Raw genomic sequence first — 19,101 nt, 5'->3', positions numbered from 1 at the left:
ACTGCGGCGGCGGTGCCTGCTGCGGCGGTGCCTGCTGCGGCGGCGGTGCCTGCGGCGGGGGCGGTAGGGGCACGTGGGCCGAGGCCTGGGCGGCCGGGCGGTAGATCGCGCCGTTCGCCGGGGGCTCGGGGGCGGGCGACTGCGGAGCCGGCGGCGGGGCTGGGGGCTGTTGCTCCGGGCGGACCGCACCGGGGACCGAGACGCTCGCGCGGGCCGGTGGCAGCGGGGCGGCGGGCTCGTGGGCCGGCCGCTGCGGTGGCTGTGACCAGGGCGAATCGGGGCTGGTGTGCACGGGCCCGGTGTCGGGCTCGGCTCCGCCGGACGTCGGGGCCTCCTCGGCGGCGGGCGCCGGCGTTTCCAGATTGGGCCAGGGGCGGGTGGGACTCGCCATCGGCGGGCGCGGGGCCGGGATCTGGGTCGCCGGCGGCGGGACGGGCACGGCCGGCGGAGGTGGCACGGGGACCGGACGATCGGGGCGGTACACACCCGGGGCGTCCTGCGGGCCGGGCACGGGGACCGGGGGCGGGGCCTGGTGCGGCACGGGACGGCCGTGCACGGGGGCCTCGACCTCGTCATCCCAGAGCGGCTCCACGTCCCGATCGGGTGGCGTGGGGTTGGTCCCCGGGACGTAGACGCGGTCGGCGTGCTCCTCCTCCACGGAAGGGTCCTCCCCGTAACTGTCGTACTTCAGTACTACTTCAGACTCGCACAGTAGGTCAGTTCGCGTACACCGCCCAGGCCCCGGGCTCGGTCCACCATGAACGCTTACGGCTGGTAGAGCCGCCGACGCCGTCGTCGAGGAACTGGATCTCACCGTCCCGGGGAAGCACCGAGACCGCGCGGCCGCGGGCCCGACGGACCTCGACCTGCAACTTCGTACCGCGGAAGCGCTGTTTGACGATCTTGGGGACGGCGACCGCCACCTCGACCCGGCCGTCGGTCGGGTCACCGTCGGTGAGCAGCCGCAGGCCGTCGAACTCGGCGTACCCGCGGCCGTTGCCGATCGCGCACGCGAGGATCGGGTCCTCGCCGTCGGAGAGCACCGCGTCGTCCACCTCGACCCGGCCTCGCCAGGGCACCGCGCGGCCGTCGTCGTCGGCCCCGCCGAGCAGGGCACCGTCCACTGTGACCGAGCCGGCGTCGTTGCGCAGCAGGTCGAGGCGGCGGATCCGGCCGGCGAGCACCGCCGCGGCGACATCGGCCGGGATGCGGGGCAGGCCGAGCTGGGCCGCGAGGTCGGTGGTGTTCCCCGCGTCGAGCGGCAGGAGGGCCAGCGGCGGGAGGTCGGGCACCGTCCGGTTCGGGGCGAGGTCCGAGGGACGTTTGCTCGGCGCCGGGGCGTACCGCCGAACCAGCCGTCGCAAGACGGCGCGCAACTGGCCGTCCACAGCGGTGGCGACGACGAGCCGGGCCTTGGAATCTGTTTCGGGCCAGGTCAGGCCGTCGGGGCGGGGTTCGCCGTCGAAGCGCGCGAGGACCGCGTCGATCTCCTCGTCGGAGCCGGCGAGCACGGTCTCGACGCGCGCGCCGGCCCTGGTCAGCTCCTCGGCGCACTGCAGGACGGGCACGCGGGGGGTGGCGCAGGAGGAACCGCAGCCGCCGCAGCCGCCGCCGCATGAATCGCCCGCGCCCTCGGCCAGGCTCAGGATGACGACGTCGTACATCAGGCGGCGCCCAGAACCGAGTGACGCTCGATGACCGCCTCACGGCCGGGACCGACGCCGACGATCGCGATGCGCGCGCCGAGGCGCTGCTCGACGAACTCGACGAAGCGCTGCGCGTCCTTCGGCAGGTCGTCGAAGCTGCGGCAGCCGGAGATGTCCTGTTTCCAGCCGGGGAGCGTCTCGTAGATCGGGATCGCGTGGTGGAAGTCGGTCTGGTTGACCGGCATCTCGTCGTGCCGTACGCCGTTCACGTCGTAGGCCACGCAGACCGGAATCTCGTCCAGGCCGTCGTAATTGTCCAACTTGGTCAGGGCGAAGTCGGTGACTCCGTTGATCCGCTGCGCGTAGCGGCCGATCACCAGGTCGAGCCAGCCGATCCGGCGCGGGCGGCCGGTCGTCGTGCCGTACTCGTGGCCGACCTCGCGCAGGTAGTCGCCGAACTTGTCGTGCAGCTCGGTGGGGAACGGGCCCTCACCGACCCGGCTGGTGAACGCCTTGAGCACCGCGACCACCCGGTCGATGCGGGTCGGCGGGATGCCGGAGCCGGTGCAGGCGCCGCCGGAGGTCGCGTTCGAGCTGGTCACGAAGGGGTACGTCCCGTGGTCCACATCGAGCAGCGTCGCCTGACCCGCCTCGCAGAGCACGACCTTGCCGGCGTCCAGCGCCTCGGAGAGCTCCAGCGCGGTGTCACCGACGTACGGGCGCAGGCGATCGACGTACGAGAGAAGCTCTTTGACGACGTCCTCGGGCTTGACGGCCTGGCGGTTGTAGATCTTCGACAGCACCTGGTTCTTGAAGCCGAGCGCCGCCTCGACCTTTTGCCGGAGGATCGACTCGTCGAAGAGGTCCTGGATGCGGACGCCCATCCGGTTCATCTTGTCGGCGTAGGTCGGGCCGATGCCGCGGCCGGTCGTGCCGATCCGGCGGGCGCCGAGGTATCGCTCGCTGACCTTGTCGAGCGAGCGGTTGTACGAGGGGATGACGTGCGCGTTCGCGCTGATGCGCAGGCGTGACGTGTCGATGCCGCGGGCCTCGAGGCCGTCGATCTCCTGGAACAGCACGGCGAGGTCGACGACCACGCCATTGCCGATCACGGGGGTCACGCCCGGAGTCAGGATGCCGCTGGGGAGAAGGTGCAGGGCGTATTTCTCGCCGTTGATCACCACGGTGTGGCCGGCGTTGTTGCCGCCGTTGAACTTGACGACGTAGTCGAGCCGGTCACCCAGCAGGTCAGTGGCCTTGCCCTTGCCCTCGTCGCCCCACTGGGCGCCGACCAACACGATTACCGGCACTTCTTCTCCTGTACACGCCTTGTACTCGTACTCGGCGATGCCCGGGTACTGCCGAAGTTTACGCGACCGACCTGCGGTGCGACGTGCGGAAGGAGGCCGCCGGTAGGATCGGCGGCCGTGCGCGTACTTCTGATCGGGTCCGGTGGGCGGGAACACGCCCTCGCCGTGGGCCTTGCCGCCGACCCGTCCGTCGACTTCCTCGCCGCCGCCCCCGGCAATCCGGGCATCGCGCAGGTCGCGTCGATCTTTCCGGTGACCGCCACCGATCCGGCCGCGGTGGCCGCGCTGGCCGTGGAGCTCGCGGCCGACCTCGTCGTCGTGGGTCCGGAGGCGCCGCTCGTCGCGGGCGTGGCCGACGCGGTACGGGCCAAGGGCATCGCCTGCTTCGGGCCGAGTGCCGCGGCGGCGCAGCTGGAGGGGTCGAAGGCGTTCGCCAAGGAGGTGATGGCGGCGGCGGGAGTGCCGACCGCCCGCTCGCACGCGTGCACCTCCGCCGACGCGGTCTCGCGTGCCCTCGATGATCTTGGGGCGCCGTATGTCGTGAAGAACGACGGTCTCGCGGCCGGCAAGGGTGTGGTGGTCACGTCCTCGCTGGACGAGGCGCGGCGGCACGCGGCCGAGTGCGGAAAAGTCGTGATCGAGGAGTATCTGTCGGGCCCGGAGGTGTCGCTCTTCGTGGTCACCGACGGCACGGCGGCCGTGCCGCTGATGCCGGCCCAGGACTTCAAGCGGCTCGCCGACGGCGACGAGGGTCCGAACACGGGCGGCATGGGGGCGTACGCGCCGCTGTCGTGGGCGCCTTCCGATCTGGTGCCGCGAGTGATGCGCGAGACGGTCGAGCCGACCCTGGCCGAGATGCGGTCTCGAGGCATTCCGTTCGCCGGTTTGCTCTACGTCGGACTCGCGCTCACCCCCGACGGTCCCAAGGTCATCGAGTTCAACGCCCGCTTCGGCGACCCCGAGACGCAGGTGGTGCTGGCGCTGCTGGCCACGCCGCTGGCCGGTCTGCTGCAGGCGGCCGCCACCGGCAAGCTGGCCGAGCACCCGCCGCTGCGCTGGCACGACGGCGCGGCCGTCACGGTGGTCGTGGCCAGCAAGAACTACCCGAGCACGCCGCGGACCGGCGACGTCATCACGGGCGCCGAGGTCCCCGGCGTGATCCACGCCGGCACGGCCCGCCGCGACGACGGTTCCCTGATCTCGGCCGGCGGCCGCGTGCTGAGTGTGACGGCGACCGGACCGGATCTGGCCTCGGCCCGGGACGCCGCCTACGCACTGGTCGACAGCGTCCGCCTCGACGGAGCCCAGTACCGGACGGACATCGCGCTGGGCGCGGTCGAGGGCCGGATCACGCTCTGACCAGCTCTTTCTGTGGCAGCAGGGTCAGGGATAGCCAGAAGACGGCGACCGAGCCGATCGCCAGGCCGGTCAGGTAGATCGGTTCAGGGACCGAAGTGCGCAGGGCCGCCGCGGTCAGGCCGAGCATGTAGAGGGCAAGCGGTGGGCGGGGGAGGATCGCCGCTCGCCACGAGGCGACGCCGAAGAGCAGGACGCCGATCAGGAAGATCAGGGCGACGGCCAGGAAGTAGGGGCGGCCGGGGCCGGTCAGGGTCTGCTCGCGGGTGGCCGCGTCCTGGTACTGCAGGACGGCGTGGGTGAGGAACTCGATCGCGAACAGGCCGGTGAGGCCGAGGTGGTTGAGGACGTAGCCGGCCAGGCCGAGGCGGCCGGATTCCTGGCGCTGGCGCAGGTAGAGGGCGGTCAGCGTGAAGAGCAGCAGGGCCGATGCGGGCGGGGCCAGGGCGTGCGTCAGCGCGGTTTCCGGCACCAGGCCGGCGCGCCGGGAGGCGGCCAGCAGGGTGAGGACGGCGCCGGCGAGCCCGGCCCAGGCGGCCAGGCGGTAGAGGGTTCTCTCGGACATATCGGTCGGCTCCTTCGTGGACTCGGGATGCCGACAACGTCCTCTCCGGCCGGGGTGCGCCGACAGTGCCGGGCTGCCACCTTTGGCCCGTACCGGCACATGACCATTGGCCAGACTTTGGTCGTTGACCTGGGCTTTCCCCGTCGCCGCCGCCTAGCCTGACAGGCATGGTTGCTCCGCTGCGGTGGATGGCCTCGGTGCTGTACGCGGCCGTCCTGGTCACCGGGGTCTACTACGCGCTCGCCGGTCTCTCGCCGAACTGGTCGCGGGCCGCGCTGATCGGCTTCGTGGTCGCGCTGGCCGCCTTGCTCGCGGTCGAGCAGCTGGCGCGCCGGCACGCCGATTCGCGCCGGTGGGCCATCGGGCTGCTGATCGCCCGGATGGTGCTGTTCGAGGTGGTCACGGCGACCGACGACGCCGGATTCGGGCGGGTCCTTTATGTATTGGTTCCGTTCTTCGCGTACTTCTCGCTCGGCCGCCGGTGGAGCATCGGGCTGGCCGGGGCCTATCTGGTGGCCGGGGTGGCGCGGGCCTCGTTCACGCCCTCCTGGTGGACCGATCCCGAGATCGTCTCCGACCTGCTGATGTTCTTCATCGGCATGCTGCTGTCGGTGGTGACCGCGGCGGTCGCGGCCGAGCAGCAGCGCAGCCGGGAGCGGGCCGAGCGGCTGGTGGGCGAGCTGAGCGCCTCGCAGTTGCGGGTGGCCGAGCTCAGCGCGGCCGCCGAGCGCAACCGGCTGGCGCGCGACATCCACGACAGCGTCGGTCACCATCTCACGGCGATCAGCGTGCAGCTGGCCAAGGCCGAGGCCTTTCGGGAGCGCGATCCCGAGGTGGCCGATCGCGCTGTCGGCGACGCACGCCGGGCGGCCGGCCGGGCTCTTCAGGAGGTACGGGAGTCCGTGGGCGCCCTGCGGGCCGAGCCGTTCTCGCTGACCGCGGGGGTCGCGGCGCTGGCGGAGGGGCTCGACGACGCCGGCTTCCGGGTGTCGATGGAGGTCAGCGGGAGCGAGGCCGGGCACGGGCGGCCGGCGTTGGAGGCCCTCTATCGGGTGGCGCAGGAGGCGCTGACGAATGCGCGCCGGCACGCCGAGGCCGACCGGGTGCGGGTGACGCTGCGCTTCGGGCTCAGGGAGACGGCCACGCTCGAGGTGGCCGACAACGGGCGGGGGTTCGCGGTGGGCTCGGCCGTCGGTGGGAGTGGGGTGCCGGGCATGCGGGAGCGGGTGGCCGCGCTCGGCGGGTCGCTGGTCATCGACTCGGCGCCCGGCCGGGGCACCCGGGTCACGGCGAGCATCCCGACCAACTCGACAGGCGACATCGAGGCGGGCCGCATCGAGGCGGGCCGCATCGCGTCGAGCGGCGTCGTGGCGGGTCGGGTCGCGCCGAGTGGCGTCGTGGCGGCTCGCGTCGCGCCTGGTGGCGAGCGATGAGCGACGGGGTGCCCGTGCGGGTGCTGGTCGCCGACGACCAGGCGCTGATCCGGGAGGGGATCGCGTCGCTGCTCGGGATCGAGCCCGGGATCGAGGTGGTGGGCACGGCGGCGGACGGTCGCGAGGCGGTCGAGCTCGCGGTGGCGTGCGCGGCCGACGTGGTGCTGATGGACGTGCGGATGCCGGTGCTCGACGGGCTGCAGGCGGCCGAGTCGCTGCGGGAGCGGCTCCCGGCGTGCCGGGTCGTGATGCTGACGACGTTCGACGACGAGGAGTACGTGCTGCGGGCGCTGCGGGCGGGCACCGGTGGCTACCTGCTGAAGGATCTGCCGGCTCGGGAGCTGGCCCAGGCCGTGCGGCTCGCGCACGCGGGGGTCGATCAGCACGACACGGCGGCGATCCGGCGGCTGGCGACCGTGCTCGAGCGGGAAGCTCCGATGGGGACTGAGCGGGTGCCCCTCGAGCTCACCGGGCGGGAGTACGACGTACTGCGGCTGATCGCGCGGGGCGCGACGAACCGGGAGATCGCGCGGGAGCTGTTCGTGAGCGAGGGCACGGTGAAGAACCACGTGTCGCACATCCTGGGGCGGCTCGGCCTGCGCGATCGCACCCAGGCCGCGATTTACGCCCGCGATCACGGCCTGCTCTGACCGGGCCGGCCGGGGCCGGCCCGGGGAGCGGTCGGGGTCAGGCCTTGGGGATGTCGAAGAGCTTGGCCACGTTGGCGGCCAGGCCGAGGTCGCCCTTGGCCTTGATCTTGCCGGTCATGAACATCATCATCGGGTTGCCGTCGCCGGAGACGACCTTCAGGAACGTGACGGCATCCATGGTCATGGCGAGCTTGGGGTCGCGGACCGGCTCGTTGGTGACGGTGCAGGCGCCGTTCTCGATCACGGTCTCGTAGGTGTCGTTCGCGCCGGCGGCCCCGCCCGAGATGATCCAGTGGATGACGGCCTGGGTGTTGCCCGCCTTCTCGGCGCGGAACAGCGAAGGCATCCGATTGAAGACCTCGTCGAGGATCTTCGAGCGCGCGTCGCCGGACATGACCTCGGCGATCTGCGAATCGGGCGTCGCCTTGACGAGCTGAGCGAACTCCCTCGGGCCGATCGAGGAGAGCGACTCGGCGTTGAAATCAGTCATCGGTGGACCTTTCGGTATCTGCGCTGTACCTACTCGTCAGTAACCTTAGCGACAATGCCGCTTCTTCGTGCAGTGTGCCACTCCCAAATAAGTGTTGGACAGTCGGCACGCTGGTCCCTAGACTCCCCAATATGTCTTTGGGGGATGAGCGGGCGGCCGAGGAGAAGGCCGCGCTGCGTGCGATGGCCCATCCGGTGCGGCTGCAGATGATGTCGCTGCTCACGGCCGCGCCGATGACGGCGGCCGAGATCGCCCGCGAGCTCGGGCTGACCCACGCCAATGCGAGCTATCACCTGCGTAACCTGCTCGCCGGCGGCCTGATCGAGGTCGACGGCGAGGAAAAGATTCGCGGCGGCGTTGCCAAGCGTTATCGCTACGACGTCGGCCGCGACCACGAGCGGCAGCGCCGCCGCGGGCCGAAGACCGATCAGCAGGTGCGTATCGAGTACGCCGCGTTGGCCCACGAGCTCATCCGCCGTACGCAGCATGCGTCCTTCGCGGCCGGGCCCAAGTTGCTCGCCGACGCCGACCTCTGGGTCGAGCCCGAAATCTGGGCCGCCATTCGCAAGCGGGTCGCCGACGCCCTCATCGAGCTGCACGAGCTGGCCCGGCCGCCGCGCACGCCGGGCACGATCCGCACGAGCACCACCGCCGCGATGTTCGAAATGGATTCCGACAACGGGGAGGGGGCGGCATGACCGCACCGGGCAAGGAGCGCAGAGGGACGGCGGCGCCGCTACGGCATCGGTCCTTCCGATATCTGCTGGCGGGGCGGGCGGTCAACGCGCTCGGCAACGCGTTCGCGCCGATCGCGCTGGCGTTCGCGGTGCTCGACCTCACCGGCTCGGCGATCGACCTGGGCTTCGTGGTCGGGGCGCGCACGGTGGTCAACGTCGCCTTCCTGCTCTTCGGGGGCGTGCTGGCCGACCGCATGCCGCGCAGCGTGCTCATGGTCGGGTCGAGCGTGGCCGCGGCGCTCACCCAGGGCGCGGTGGCCGCGCTGGTGCTGACCCACTCGGCCACGATTCCCCTGCTCATCGTCCTGGCCGCGATCAACGGTATGGTCGCGGCGCTGTCCCAGCCGGCCAGTGCCGCCGTGCTGCCGCAGACCGTCCCGGCCGAGATCCGGCAGCAGGCCAACGCGATCATCCGGATCTTCCTGAACGGCGCCGCGATCCTCGGTGCGCCCCTGGCCGGCGTGGTCGTGGCGGCCGTCGGCCCGGGCTGGGGCATCGCCGTCGACTCGGCCACGTTCGCGATCTCGGTGCTCTGCTTCGCCGGCCTCGGCGCATCGATCGCCGCGCATGACAAGACGGCAGCGATCGCCGCAGACCACAAGCAGGACGCGTCGACGGGTGCTCCGGGCGTACACGATGCGGTCCTGGTTTCTGAAGCGGCCGCGCTAGGCGTCCCGGACACCGCGCCGCAAGCGGCGCCGGAAAGGCCCCATCTCTTCACCGACCTGCGGATCGGCTGGTCGGAATTCCGCTCGCGCACGTGGCTGTGGGTGGTCGTGGCCGGCGCCTGCGTCGGCAACATGGCGTGGGGCGGTGCACTCTTCGTGCTCGGACCGGTCGTCGCCGACGACACCATCGGGCGGCGGGCCTGGGGCCTCGTGCTGGCCGCGCAGACCGCCGGCATGATCGTCGGCGGGCTGGTCGCGATGCGGCTGCGGCTGCGACGGCTGCTCTTCTTCGGCGTGGTGTGCCTGGTGCCGCTGGCGATCCCGGTCTTCCTGCTCGGCATCTATCCGCACCTCTGGCTGCTGGTCGCCGGCGCGCTGATCGCCGGGCTCGGGATCGAGCAGTTCGGCGTCGCCTGGGAGACATCGATGCAGGAACACGTGCCGGCGGACAAGCTCGCGCGGGTCTACTCGTACGACATGGTCGGGTCGTTCGTGGCCATCCCGATCGGCGAGATGACGATCGGGCCGATCGCGCAGGTGGCCGGCCGGGAGGCGACCTTGATCGGCGCGGGCGTGCTCATGGCCGTCTCGTTCATCGGCATGCTGAGCAGCCGTGACGTGCGCACCTTGCGGCACAAGCTGCCCGAGCCGCGGAAGGCGCCCGTGGAAGAATCGTTCGCGTGACGATCCCGAACGTGCTGGCCGCCCGATACGCCTCCGCCGAGCTCACCGACCTCTGGTCCCCGGAGGAGAAGATCCGGATGGAGCGCCGGCTCTGGCTCGCCGTGCTGCGTGCCCAGCGCGATCTCGGCGTGTCGGTGCCCGAGGGCGCGATCGAGGCGTACGCGGCCGTGCTCGATCGGGTCGACCTCGCGTCGATCGCGGCCCGGGAGCGGGTCACCCGGCACGACGTGAAGGCGCGGATCGAGGAGTTCAGCGCGCTCGCCGGTTTCGAGCAGATCCACAAGGGCATGACCTCCCGCGACCTCACGGAAAACGTCGAGCAGCTGCAGATCCGGGCGTCGCTCGAGCTGATCCGCGAGCGGGTGGTCGCCACGCTGGCCCGGCTCGCCGAGCGCGCGGTGGAGTATTCCGACCTCGTGCTCACCGGCCGCTCGCACAACGTGGCGGCGCAGGCCACCACGCTCGGCAAGCGGTTCGCCTCGGCGGCCGAGGAACTGCTGATCGCGTACGAGAGGCTCGACGACCTGATCGGGCGCTATCCGCTGCGCGGGATCAAGGGACCGGTCGGCACCGCGGCCGACCAGCTCGACCTGCTCGACGGCGACTTCGACGCGCTCGGCGCGCTGGAGCAGCGGGTCGCCGGCCACCTCGGCTTCAACCGGGTGCTCAGCAGCGTCGGACAGGTCTACCCCCGCTCGCTCGACTTCGACGTGGTCTCGGCGCTCGCCCAGGTGGTGGCCGGTCCCTCGTCGCTGGCCACCACGATCCGGCTGATGGTCGGGCAGGAACTGGTCACCGAGGGCTTCAAGCCGGGCCAGGTCGGCTCGTCGGCGATGCCGCACAAGATGAACACCCGATCGTCGGAGCGGGTCAACGGGCTCGCCGTGATCGTCCGGGGTTACCTGTCGATGGTCGGCGAGCTGGCCGGCGACCAGTGGAACGAGGGCGACGTCTCCTGCTCGGTGGTGCGGCGGGTCGCGCTGCCGGATGCCTTCTTCGCCACCGACGGTCTGTTCCAGACGTTCCTCACCGTGCTCGACGAGTTCGGCGCCTACCCGGCGGTGATCGCTCGCGAGCTCGACCGGTTCCTGCCGTTCCTGGCAACAACCAAAATTCTTGTCGCGGCCGTACGCAAGGGGGTCGGTCGAGAGGCCGCGCACGAGGTGATCAAGGAGCACGCCGTGGCCGTGGCGCTCGCCATGCGGGAAAAGGGCGCGGCGGTCAACGATCTCTTCGACCGGCTGGCCGGTGACGAACGGCTGCGGCTCAGCCGGGCCGAGATCGACACCCTCGTCGCGGATCGGGCCGCCTTCGTCGGGGCGGCTCCTTCACAGGTACGGGCGGTGGCCGACCGGGTGGCTTCGATCGTCGCGGCGCATCCGGCGGCGGTTCATTACGCCCCCGCGCCGATTCTCTGAGAACAGCGCCGCCGAGGCGCGGCGGAGCTCGACCCTCACGTCGCACCTCGGCGGAAATCGCTCGATATGCCGGACCGGCGACGGTGGGGGCACCGCCGCCGGCTCTTTCCGGAGATCGATGTCACGACCGTAGGCGGCCCGATTCACTCCCGCCAAGACTTCAGATCGCCCATACCACCGTGTGATGGCCCGGCATTTAGTTGAAGCTTCGATCGAACACGTGGTCGAGATCACCGTCGAGAATGCCTGCTCAGCGGGGATTGCGTCGCTCTGCCGACACCGGCCGATGGGCTGGGCCCGAGGTTCACAAGGTAGGCTGCCGATGCTCACACCTATCAGTCAGGAGTGCCCGTGGCTCGCGTCGTGGTCGACGTCATGCTCAAGCCGGAGATCCTTGATCCGCAGGGCCAGGCGGTTGCGAACGCGCTGCCCAGGCTCGGCGTCTCCGATGTCACCTCCGTGCGCATCGGCCGGCGGATCGAGATCGAGTTCGCCGGCGACGCCGATCCGGAGCGCGCCCGCGAGATCGCCGACAAGCTGCTGGCCAACCCCGTGATCGAGGACTTCACCATCCATCTGGATGGCGCTGCGGCGGAGGTCGCCTGACCATGCGCATCGGTGTGGTCACCTTCCCCGGTTCGCTCGACGACGGGGACGCCGCCCGCGCCGCGCGCATCGCCGGCGCCGAGGCCGTCCGCCTCTGGCACGGCGACCCCAACCTCTACGGCGTCGACGCCGTGGTGCTGCCCGGCGGCTTCTCCTACGGCGACTACCTGCGCTGTGGCGCGATCGCCCGGTTCGCCCCCGCCATGGAGTCGATCATCGACGCGGCCCGGGGTGGTCTGCCGGTGCTCGGCATCTGCAACGGGTTCCAGATTCTCTGCGAGGCGCACCTGCTTCCCGGCGCGCTGACCCGCAACCAGCACCTGCACTTCCGCAACCGCGACCAGCACCTGCGCATCGAGTCCACCGACACGGCCTGGACCAACGGCTTCACCCCGGGGCAGGAAGTCCTGATCCCGGTGAAGAACGGCGAGGGCTGCTACGTGGCCGACGAGCGGACGCTGGACGCCCTCGTGGCCGAGGGCCGGGTCGTGGCCCGTTACACCCGCGGTAACCCGAACGGGTCGCAGCGGGACATCGCCGCGATCACCAATGAGGCCGGCAACGTCGTCGGCATCATGCCGCACCCGGAACACGCGGTGGAGGCGCTGACCGGCCCGTCGCTGGACGGCCTCGGCTTCTTCACCTCCGTCCTGCGTGCCCTGGCCGGGGCGTCCGCGGGCGGACAGCAACCAGGGGGACAGTAGATGACGACGCAGCCGGAAAAATCCACCGGCTTCGCCGCGACCGATGTGCTCGTCAGTGAGTTCGACGGCGGGCCCGACACGGTTCAGCGAGCGCTGAGCACGCCGGACGAGCTGCAGCCGCACACCGAGCTCGGCCTCAAGGACGACGAGTACGACCGCATCCGGCAAATCCTCGGGCGGCGGCCCACCGCCGCCGAGCTCGCGATGTACTCGATCATGTGGAGCGAGCACTGCTCGTACAAGTCGAGCAAGGTCCACCTGCGCCAGTTCGGCGACAAAGCCCCGCAGAACACGCGGATGCTGGCCGGTATCGGGGAGAACGCGGGCGTCGTGCAGATCTCCGACGATCTCGCGGTCACGTTCAAGGTGGAGTCGCACAATCACCCGAGCTTCGTCGAGCCGTACCAGGGCGCGGCGACCGGCGTCGGCGGCATCGTGCGCGACATCCTCGCCATGGGCGCCCGGCCGATCGCGGTGATGGACCCGCTGCGCTTCGGCGCGGCCGATCACCCCGACACCGCGCGGGTGCTGCCCGGCGTGGTCGCCGGGATCGGCGGGTACGGCAACTGCCTGGGCCTGCCCAACATCGGCGGCGAGATCGTCTTCGACCCGACCTACCAGGGCAACCCGCTGGTCAACGCGCTGAGCATCGGCGTGCTGCCGGTCAGTCGCCTGCAGCACAAGGAGGCGGCCGGCGTCGGCAACGTCGTCGTGCTGCTCGGCGCGCGTACCGGCCGTGACGGCATCGGCGGCGTCTCGGTGCTGGCGTCCGCGACCTTCGACGAGGAAGCCGAGCAGCGTCGCCCGTCGGTGCAGGTCGGCGACCCGTTCATGGAGAAGCTGCTCATCGAGAGCTGTCTCGAGTTGTACGACGCCGGCCTGGTCGCCGGCATCCAGGACCTCGGCGGCGCGGGCCTGACCTGCGCACTCACCGAGACCGCGGCCGCGGCCGGCACCGGCATGCGGGTGTGGCTCGAGCGGGTGCCGCTGCGCGAGGCCTCGATGTCGCCGACCGAGATCCTGGCCAGCGAGTCGCAGGAGCGGATGCTCCTGATCGTCACGCCGCAAAACCTTCCGTCCGTGCTGGCCGTCGCCGAGAAATGGGGCGTCTGGGCCACGGCGATCGGCGAGGTCACCCCGGCCGAGCCGGACGGCTCGCCCGGTCGCCTGGTGATCAGCTGGAACGACCACGTCGTCGTCGACGTGCCGCCCGGCTCGCTCGCCGACGACGGCCCGGTCTACGCCCGGCCGATCCGGGAGCCCGCCGACCTGATCCTGCTGCAGGCGGACAAGGCCGAGACGCTGCCGCGGCCGTCCACCGGCGACGAGCTGCGCGAGACGGTGCTGCGGATGGTCGCCTCGCCCAACCTCTGCGACAAGACCTGGGTCACCGAGCAGTACGACCGGTACGTGCTCGGCAACACGGTTCTGGCCCAGCCGGAAGACTCTGGGGTGCTGCGCATCGACGAGCGCACCGGCCTCGGCGTGGCGCTGTCGGTGGACGGCAACGGGCGGTTCGCGCGGCTCGACCCGTACGAGGGTGCGAAGCTCGCGCTGGCCGAGGCGTTCCGGAACGTCGCGGTCACCGGCGCCGAGCCGGTCGCGGTCACCGACTGCCTCAACTTCGGCTCGCCCGAGGACCCGGCCGTGATGTGGCAGTTCGCCGAGGCCGTCCGCGGTCTCGCCGACGGCTGCCAGCAACTGGGCACCCCGGTCACCGGCGGCAACGTCAGCTTCTACAACCAGACCGGCGCGGCGGCGATCCACCCGACCCCGGTGGTCGGCGTGCTCGGCGTCTTCGACGACGTCTCCCGGCGGATCCCGATGGGCTTCCCGGTCCCCGCCGGCGACGCTTCCGCCGGCGAGCAGATCTTCCTGCTCGGCGAGACGGCCGTCGAGCTGTCCGGCTCGGAGTGGGCGTGGGTCACCCACGGCCACCTCGGCGGGCGTCCGCCCAAGGTCGACCTGGTGCGCGAGCAGCGGCTCGGCGCGCTGATGTCGCGGGCGTCGCAGGCCGGTCACGTCAGCGCCGCGCACGACCTCTCCGACGGCGGTCTCGCCCAGGTGCTGGTCGAGAGCTGCCTGCGGCACGACGTCGGGGCGCGGATCGCGCTGCCCGACGACGGCACGACCTCGTTCGTGTACCTGTTCAGCGAGTCGGCGGGGCGGGCGGTGGTGTCCGTGCCGCGCGGGCACGACAAGGCGTTCGTGGCGCTGGCCGCCGACTACGGGGTGGCCTGCACGCCGATCGGCACGACCACGCGGGAGCCGGTGCTCGAGGTGCGGGGCGAGTTCACGATCCCGCTGCCGGAGCTGCGGGAGGCCTGGTCGGCGACGCTGCCCGCGCTGTTCGGCGGGACGGCGGAGATCGCGGGACGGCACGGCGACCCGGAGCACGCGGCCAACCCGTCGGCGCCGGCGGGTGACCGCGGTGACGCGGTGCTCGTGAGCGCGGCCGCCGGGGCGGCGATGGAGACGGCGGCGCCGATCGAGGCTCCGTTGGCCGAGGCCGCTGACGAGGTGGTTTCGGTCACTCTTGAGATCGCCGAGCCGGAGGACGCCGTTCCCGGCGGCCCGATCGAGCCGACCGAAGACTGATCCACACCCGACGGTAAAGCCGGTCAGCGTCCACGCTGGCCGGCTTTCGTCGTTCCGGGGTGGTCCGGGAAAGCATTCGGCCCCGCGTCGACGACGCGGGGCCGAATCACAGCGTTCTCGGGCGGATTACCCGTCCCACTCGGACGAGCGTCGCTGGCCGGGGTGTGACGGCTGGGCCGGGCCTCGACCGGTCGGCGGCTGCTCGGGGTAGCCCCCACGCTGGTCGTACCCGCCCTGCTCGTAGCCACCGCCGCCGTACTGGCCGCCCTGCTCGTACCCGTCGTTCCGGCCGTAGGTGCCGCGCTGGTCGCCGTAGCCGGGCTGGTCGTAGCCCTCTTCGTACCCGCCGCCGTACTGCTGGCCCGCGCCGGCCCCGGCACCGTACGTACCGCCGGGCTGCGCGCCGTACCCGTTGCCGGCATCCTGCTGGCCCCACGAGCCGCCCTGGTCCGGGGCGCCGTAGCCGTTGTCCTGGTAGCCGCCCTGGTCGTACTGGCCGGGCGTGCCGTACTGGCCGCCGCCGTACTGCTGAGCGGCGGCACCGCCGTACTGGCCACCGCGCTGGTCGTAGTCGCCGTAGCCCTGGTCGGCCTCGGGGCGGTACATGCCGGTGGGCTCGTCGTACCGCTGCTGGCCGCCGCCGTACTGGCCGCCGGCCGCGGGCACGGCGCCGTACGTGCCGGCACCGCCGTAACCGTCGTCCTGCGGCTGGCCGTACGGGGTCGGCTCGGCGTACTGGCCGCCGCCGTACTGCTGGGTGCCGGCTCCGCCGTACGCCGGCGGCTGGTCGTCCCAGCCACCGCTGCCGTACTGGTTGCCGCCCTGACGGGGAGCCGGAGCGCCGTACGGGTCGGGGAACTCGTCCTCCACCGGGCGCTGCAGCATGGTCGGCGCGTCGGCCATCGGCGAGGAGGCCGCCCGTGGCGCCACCATGGTCGCGTCCCGTCCGGCGCCCATCGGCGAAGCCACCCGGGTCGCGTCGTTGAATCGGCCCTGGCTCGGCGGAACCATGCCGCCACCGCCGCCCATGGCGGTCGGGTCGTCGTCGGGGCCACCGTCGCCGCCGTTGTTCCGACGGCGCATCAGGACCAGCACGATCGCGCCCACGCCGGCCGCGACGAGCAGGCCACCGAGCACGATGAACAGCAGCGAGCCGCCGCCCTGGTCGGCCGAGGTCGCCTTCGTGTTCGGGTCGGCCGCTATCGAGTCCTGCTGGGTCGGCTCCTCGGTCGCGTCATCGGTCGCCTCGGTGCTGGCCTGGACCGACGCGGACGCCGACGGACTGGCCGACGCCGTGGTCGCGACCAGCTTGAGGGTCAGCGGCACGGTCACGCTCTTGCCGGCCGACGCCTGGATCTGCACGGTCGCGGTGTCGTACCCGTCCTTGAGCGCGCCGACCGAGATGTTGCCCGGCGTGATCGGCTGCGAGTCCGACGAGTTGAACGCGTACCCGCCCGAGCCGTTGGTGGTCGTCGAGTACGCGTGGCCGGCGCTGTCCTTCATGGCGACCGACGCGCCCGAGATGGCCTTGTTGTTCTGGTCGCGGACCTTGCCGGAGATCGACGTGACGGTCTGCGGCTTGTCGGGACCCTTGACGTTCACCTGCTGGTTGGCGCTGGCCGGCGACTCGCCGACGATCGTCGCCGTGACCGTGATGGTGACGGTCCGGGTGGCGCCGGCGTCGACGTTCGGCGCCTTCAGCGTGACGCTGAAGTCGCGGCCGTTCTGGTCGATCTGGGCGATCTGGTTGCACGTGCCCTGGCAGGCCATGCCGCTGATGTTGATGGTGGCCGGAGTGCCGTTCCCGCCGCCGTTGCCGTTGCCGTCGTTGGTGTCGCGCACCTGGAAGCTCATGTTCACCGTGCTGCCGGAGAGCACATCGGTGGACAGATTCGTGATCTGCACGTCGGGTGGGGAGGCCAGCGCTACCGCCGGTGCCACGACGATCCCGCCGACAACAACCGCCAGTAACGCACCGGCTTGGGCCCATCGGGCTCGAAGGTGCGTTGTCACGTCCACCGCCTTCCGGTCGCACGGTCTTCCCGGACTGTCTTAGGGTGCCGGTTACGTCCCGCGACTAAAACACCGTCGGCCACTATGCCTTGTCATGGGTCCATCGCGCGACCCAGGGGCGCGTACCAATCTCGGCAGAGCGGGTCGTATCGTCCCGACGTGTCCCCTGCGCACAATAAATCCGAGTCCGTGAAACACGCGTTGGACGCGCTGGATCGGGGTGAGGAACCCCAGCGTGCGGTGCTGCGTGACGCTGTGCGAGCACTGCTGGCCGAGTTGTCCCATCGTGCACCTGGCCGTTCGGTGGAGGTGCGAGTTCCGCCTTTCGGTGCGATTCAGTGTGTCGCCGGTCCCCGGCACACGCGCGGCACACCCCCCAATGTGGTCGAAACGGATCCGATCACCTGGGTGCTGGTCGCCACGGAGCGTGTGAGCTGGGCGGATGCGCTCCGTGACGGACGTCTCCGTGCGAGCGGCATCCGGACCGACCTCACCGAGTACCTGCCGCTGGGCGAGCAAGGCCCGGAGGACTGAGGCCGAGCCGTGCCCGGTCGGCTCGCGTACACTGGGCGATCGGAGCGGACCAGCACTTTCCAGCAGATCAAAGGGAGCGACAGGTGCCCCGAGGCGACGGCCGGTTGACCGACGATCTCGACCCCCAGGAGCGCGGCCCCCAAGATGCCTGCGGCGTCTTCGGCGTCTGGGCCCCCGAGGAAGAGGTAGCCAAACTCACGTACTTCGGGCTCTTCGCTCTTCAGCACCGCGGCCAGGAAGCGGCCGGCATCGCGGTCAGCGACGGCTCGGGCGTGGTGGTCTACAAGGACCTCGGCCTGGTCTCCCAGGTCTTCGACGAGCCCACCCTGGCGAGCCTGCGCGGCCACCTCGCGATCGGCCACACGCGGTACTCGACCACCGGCGGCTCGAACTGGGAGAACGCGCAGCCCACGATCCGCGCCACCACGGCCGGCACGACGATCGCCCTGGCCCACAACGGCAACTTGGTCAACACGGCCGAGCTCGCCCGCGAGATCGCCGAGCGCGGGCTCGAGGCCCAGGGGTCGTCGGAAATCGCGTCGACCAGCGACACCGCCCTGGTCACCACGCTGCTGGCCAGCCGCCCCGACCTGTCGGTCGAGGCCGCCGCGCTCGAGGTGCTGCCGCGGCTGCGGGGCGCGTTCAGCTTCGTGTTCATGGACGAGGGCACGCTCTACGCCGCGCGCGACCCCCAGGGCGTACGCCCTCTGGTGCTCGGCCGGATGGAGCGCGGCTGGGTGGTGGCCAGCGAGACGGCGGCCCTCGACATCGTCGGCGCCAGTTTCGTGCGTGAGGTCGAGCCCGGCGAGATGCTCGCCGTCGACGAGCATGGCCTGCGGTCGAGCCGGTTCGCCGCGCCCGACCCCAAGGGCTGCCTCTTCGAGTACGTCTACCTGGCCCGCCCCGACACCACGATCGCCGGCCGGAACATGTACTCGGCCCGGGTCGAGATCGGCCGCCGCCTCGCCAAGGAGCACCCGGTCGAGGCCGATTTGGTCATCCCGGTCCCCGAGTCGGGCACCCCCGCCGCGATCGGGTACGCGGAAGCCTCCGGCATCCCGTACAGCGCCGGCCTGACCAAGAACGCGTACGTCGGACGTACCTTCATCCAGCCGTCGCAGACGATCCGTCAGCTGGGCATCCGCCTCAAGCTCAACCCGCTGCGCGAGGTGGTGCGCGGCAAGCGCCTGGTCGTGGTCGACGACTCGATCGTCCGCGGTAACACCCAGCGGGCCCTGGTCCGTATGCTGCGCGAGGCCGGCGCCCTCGAGGTGCACGTGCGGATCTCGTCGCCGCCGGTGCAATGGCCGTGTTTCTACGGCATCGACTTCGCCACCCGCGCCGAGCTGGTCGCGAACGGTTTGGAGATCGACGGGATCCGGCGCTCGATCGGCGCCGACACCCTGGGCTATGTTTCCCTGGACGGCCTGGTGCAGGCGACCGAGCAGCCGAAGTCGCGCCTCTGCATGGCGTGCTTCGACGGTCAGTACCCGATCGAGCTGCCGGCCGGCAACTTGATCGGCAAGCACCTGCTCGAGGGCGTCGGCAAGCGGGCGACGATGCCGTCCGCGTCCGACGAGGTGGCCACCGCCGCGGTGGCCGAGCTCGAGACGGAGTACGACGACCGGGCGGCGGCCCGCCTGGTCGGCAGTCCGGGCGGCGCCAACGCCCTGCAGCACCCGTGATCTT

16 protein-coding genes and 1 pseudogene are annotated in these 19,101 nt (G+C 71.4%); 11 read left to right on the top strand and 6 right to left on the bottom strand.

Translation table 11 applies throughout. From position 1 onward, the window contains the following. The 3 genes and pseudogenes from A3CQ_RS61430 to A3CQ_RS0141850 form a co-directional block, all read right to left on the bottom strand. A pseudogene (locus tag A3CQ_RS61430) lies at nt 1–658 on the bottom strand (hypothetical protein); the annotation flags it as partial. A gap of 58 nt (nt 659–716) precedes the next feature. Further along, nucleotides 717–1,664, bottom strand: a complete 948-nt coding sequence (locus tag A3CQ_RS0141855) for a diacylglycerol kinase family protein (protein ID WP_020516944.1) — start codon at nt 1,662–1,664, stop codon at nt 717–719. Continuing rightward, nucleotides 1,664–2,956 (bottom strand): adenylosuccinate synthase, encoded by a 1,293-nt coding sequence (locus A3CQ_RS0141850; RefSeq protein ID WP_020516943.1) that lies wholly within the window; start codon nt 2,954–2,956, stop codon nt 1,664–1,666. The genes A3CQ_RS0141855 and A3CQ_RS0141850 overlap by 1 nt, the downstream gene beginning before the upstream one ends. A 117-nt stretch (nt 2,957–3,073) precedes the next feature. Between A3CQ_RS0141850 and purD the strand changes: the two genes are divergently transcribed. Further along, entirely contained in the window at nt 3,074–4,315 is a 1,242-nt protein-coding gene (purD, locus tag A3CQ_RS0141845) for a phosphoribosylamine--glycine ligase (protein ID WP_020516942.1), read from the top strand. Here purD and A3CQ_RS60310 read toward each other — a convergent pair. Then, the gene (locus tag A3CQ_RS60310; protein WP_020516941.1) at nt 4,305–4,877 is read right to left on the bottom strand and encodes a hypothetical protein; all 573 of its coding nucleotides are present in this window, start codon (nt 4,875–4,877) and stop codon (nt 4,305–4,307) included. The two genes, purD and A3CQ_RS60310, sit on opposite strands and share 11 nt — an antisense overlap. 167 nt (nt 4,878–5,044) lie before the next feature. Between A3CQ_RS60310 and A3CQ_RS55915 the strand changes: the two genes are divergently transcribed. Next, entirely contained in the window at nt 5,045–6,310 is a 1,266-nt protein-coding gene (locus A3CQ_RS55915; protein ID WP_084699456.1) for a sensor histidine kinase, read from the top strand. Beyond that, entirely contained in the window at nt 6,307–6,960 is a 654-nt protein-coding gene (locus tag A3CQ_RS0141830) for a response regulator (protein ID WP_020516939.1), read from the top strand. Before A3CQ_RS55915 ends, A3CQ_RS0141830 begins: the two co-directional genes overlap by 4 nt. A 37-nt stretch (nt 6,961–6,997) precedes the next feature. On the opposite strand, the gene A3CQ_RS0141825 is transcribed toward A3CQ_RS0141830, so the two are convergent. Continuing rightward, complete coding sequence (locus A3CQ_RS0141825; RefSeq protein WP_020516938.1) at nt 6,998–7,450, bottom strand: SCP2 sterol-binding domain-containing protein; 453 nt, start codon at nt 7,448–7,450, stop codon at nt 6,998–7,000. 131 nt (nt 7,451–7,581) lie between these two features. Between A3CQ_RS0141825 and A3CQ_RS0141820 the strand changes: the two genes are divergently transcribed. From A3CQ_RS0141820 to purL, 6 genes are all read left to right on the top strand, one after another. Then, nucleotides 7,582–8,148: an ArsR/SmtB family transcription factor gene (locus A3CQ_RS0141820; protein WP_063713665.1), complete on the top strand. Its 567-nt coding sequence runs from the start codon at nt 7,582–7,584 to the stop codon at nt 8,146–8,148. Then, complete coding sequence (locus tag A3CQ_RS0141815; RefSeq protein ID WP_020516936.1) at nt 8,145–9,539, top strand: MFS transporter; 1,395 nt, start codon at nt 8,145–8,147, stop codon at nt 9,537–9,539. The genes A3CQ_RS0141820 and A3CQ_RS0141815 overlap by 4 nt, the downstream gene beginning before the upstream one ends. Next, nucleotides 9,536–10,957: an adenylosuccinate lyase gene (gene purB / locus A3CQ_RS0141810; protein WP_020516935.1), complete on the top strand. Its 1,422-nt coding sequence runs from the start codon at nt 9,536–9,538 to the stop codon at nt 10,955–10,957. The genes A3CQ_RS0141815 and purB overlap by 4 nt, the downstream gene beginning before the upstream one ends. Before the next feature lie 351 nt (nt 10,958–11,308). Then, the gene (gene purS / locus A3CQ_RS0141805; protein WP_026206804.1) at nt 11,309–11,563 is read left to right on the top strand and encodes a phosphoribosylformylglycinamidine synthase subunit PurS; all 255 of its coding nucleotides are present in this window, start codon (nt 11,309–11,311) and stop codon (nt 11,561–11,563) included. Next, entirely contained in the window at nt 11,560–12,267 is a 708-nt protein-coding gene (gene purQ / locus A3CQ_RS0141800; RefSeq protein WP_026206803.1) for a phosphoribosylformylglycinamidine synthase subunit PurQ, read from the top strand. The genes purS and purQ overlap by 4 nt, the downstream gene beginning before the upstream one ends. Further along, nucleotides 12,268–14,865 (top strand): phosphoribosylformylglycinamidine synthase subunit PurL, encoded by a 2,598-nt coding sequence (purL, locus tag A3CQ_RS0141795; RefSeq protein WP_020516932.1) that lies wholly within the window; start codon nt 12,268–12,270, stop codon nt 14,863–14,865. A gap of 126 nt (nt 14,866–14,991) precedes the next feature. On the opposite strand, the gene A3CQ_RS0141790 is transcribed toward purL, so the two are convergent. Further along, complete coding sequence (locus A3CQ_RS0141790) at nt 14,992–16,806, bottom strand: carboxypeptidase-like regulatory domain-containing protein (protein ID WP_040433971.1); 1,815 nt, start codon at nt 16,804–16,806, stop codon at nt 14,992–14,994. A gap of 261 nt (nt 16,807–17,067) precedes the next feature. Between A3CQ_RS0141790 and A3CQ_RS0141785 the strand changes: the two genes are divergently transcribed. Continuing rightward, nucleotides 17,068–17,412: a sterol carrier family protein gene (locus tag A3CQ_RS0141785; protein ID WP_085944372.1), complete on the top strand. Its 345-nt coding sequence runs from the start codon at nt 17,068–17,070 to the stop codon at nt 17,410–17,412. 83 nt (nt 17,413–17,495) lie between these two features. Beyond that, complete coding sequence (gene purF / locus A3CQ_RS0141780) at nt 17,496–19,097, top strand: amidophosphoribosyltransferase (RefSeq protein WP_026206801.1); 1,602 nt, start codon at nt 17,496–17,498, stop codon at nt 19,095–19,097. Nucleotides 19,098–19,101 lie beyond the last annotated feature (4 nt).

The sequence above is a fragment of the Paractinoplanes globisporus DSM 43857 genome (assembly GCF_000379645.1).
In the GTDB taxonomy this organism is placed as follows: domain Bacteria; phylum Actinomycetota; class Actinomycetes; order Mycobacteriales; family Micromonosporaceae; genus Actinoplanes; species Actinoplanes globisporus.
This window is presented reverse-complemented; position numbering and strand designations above follow the sequence as displayed.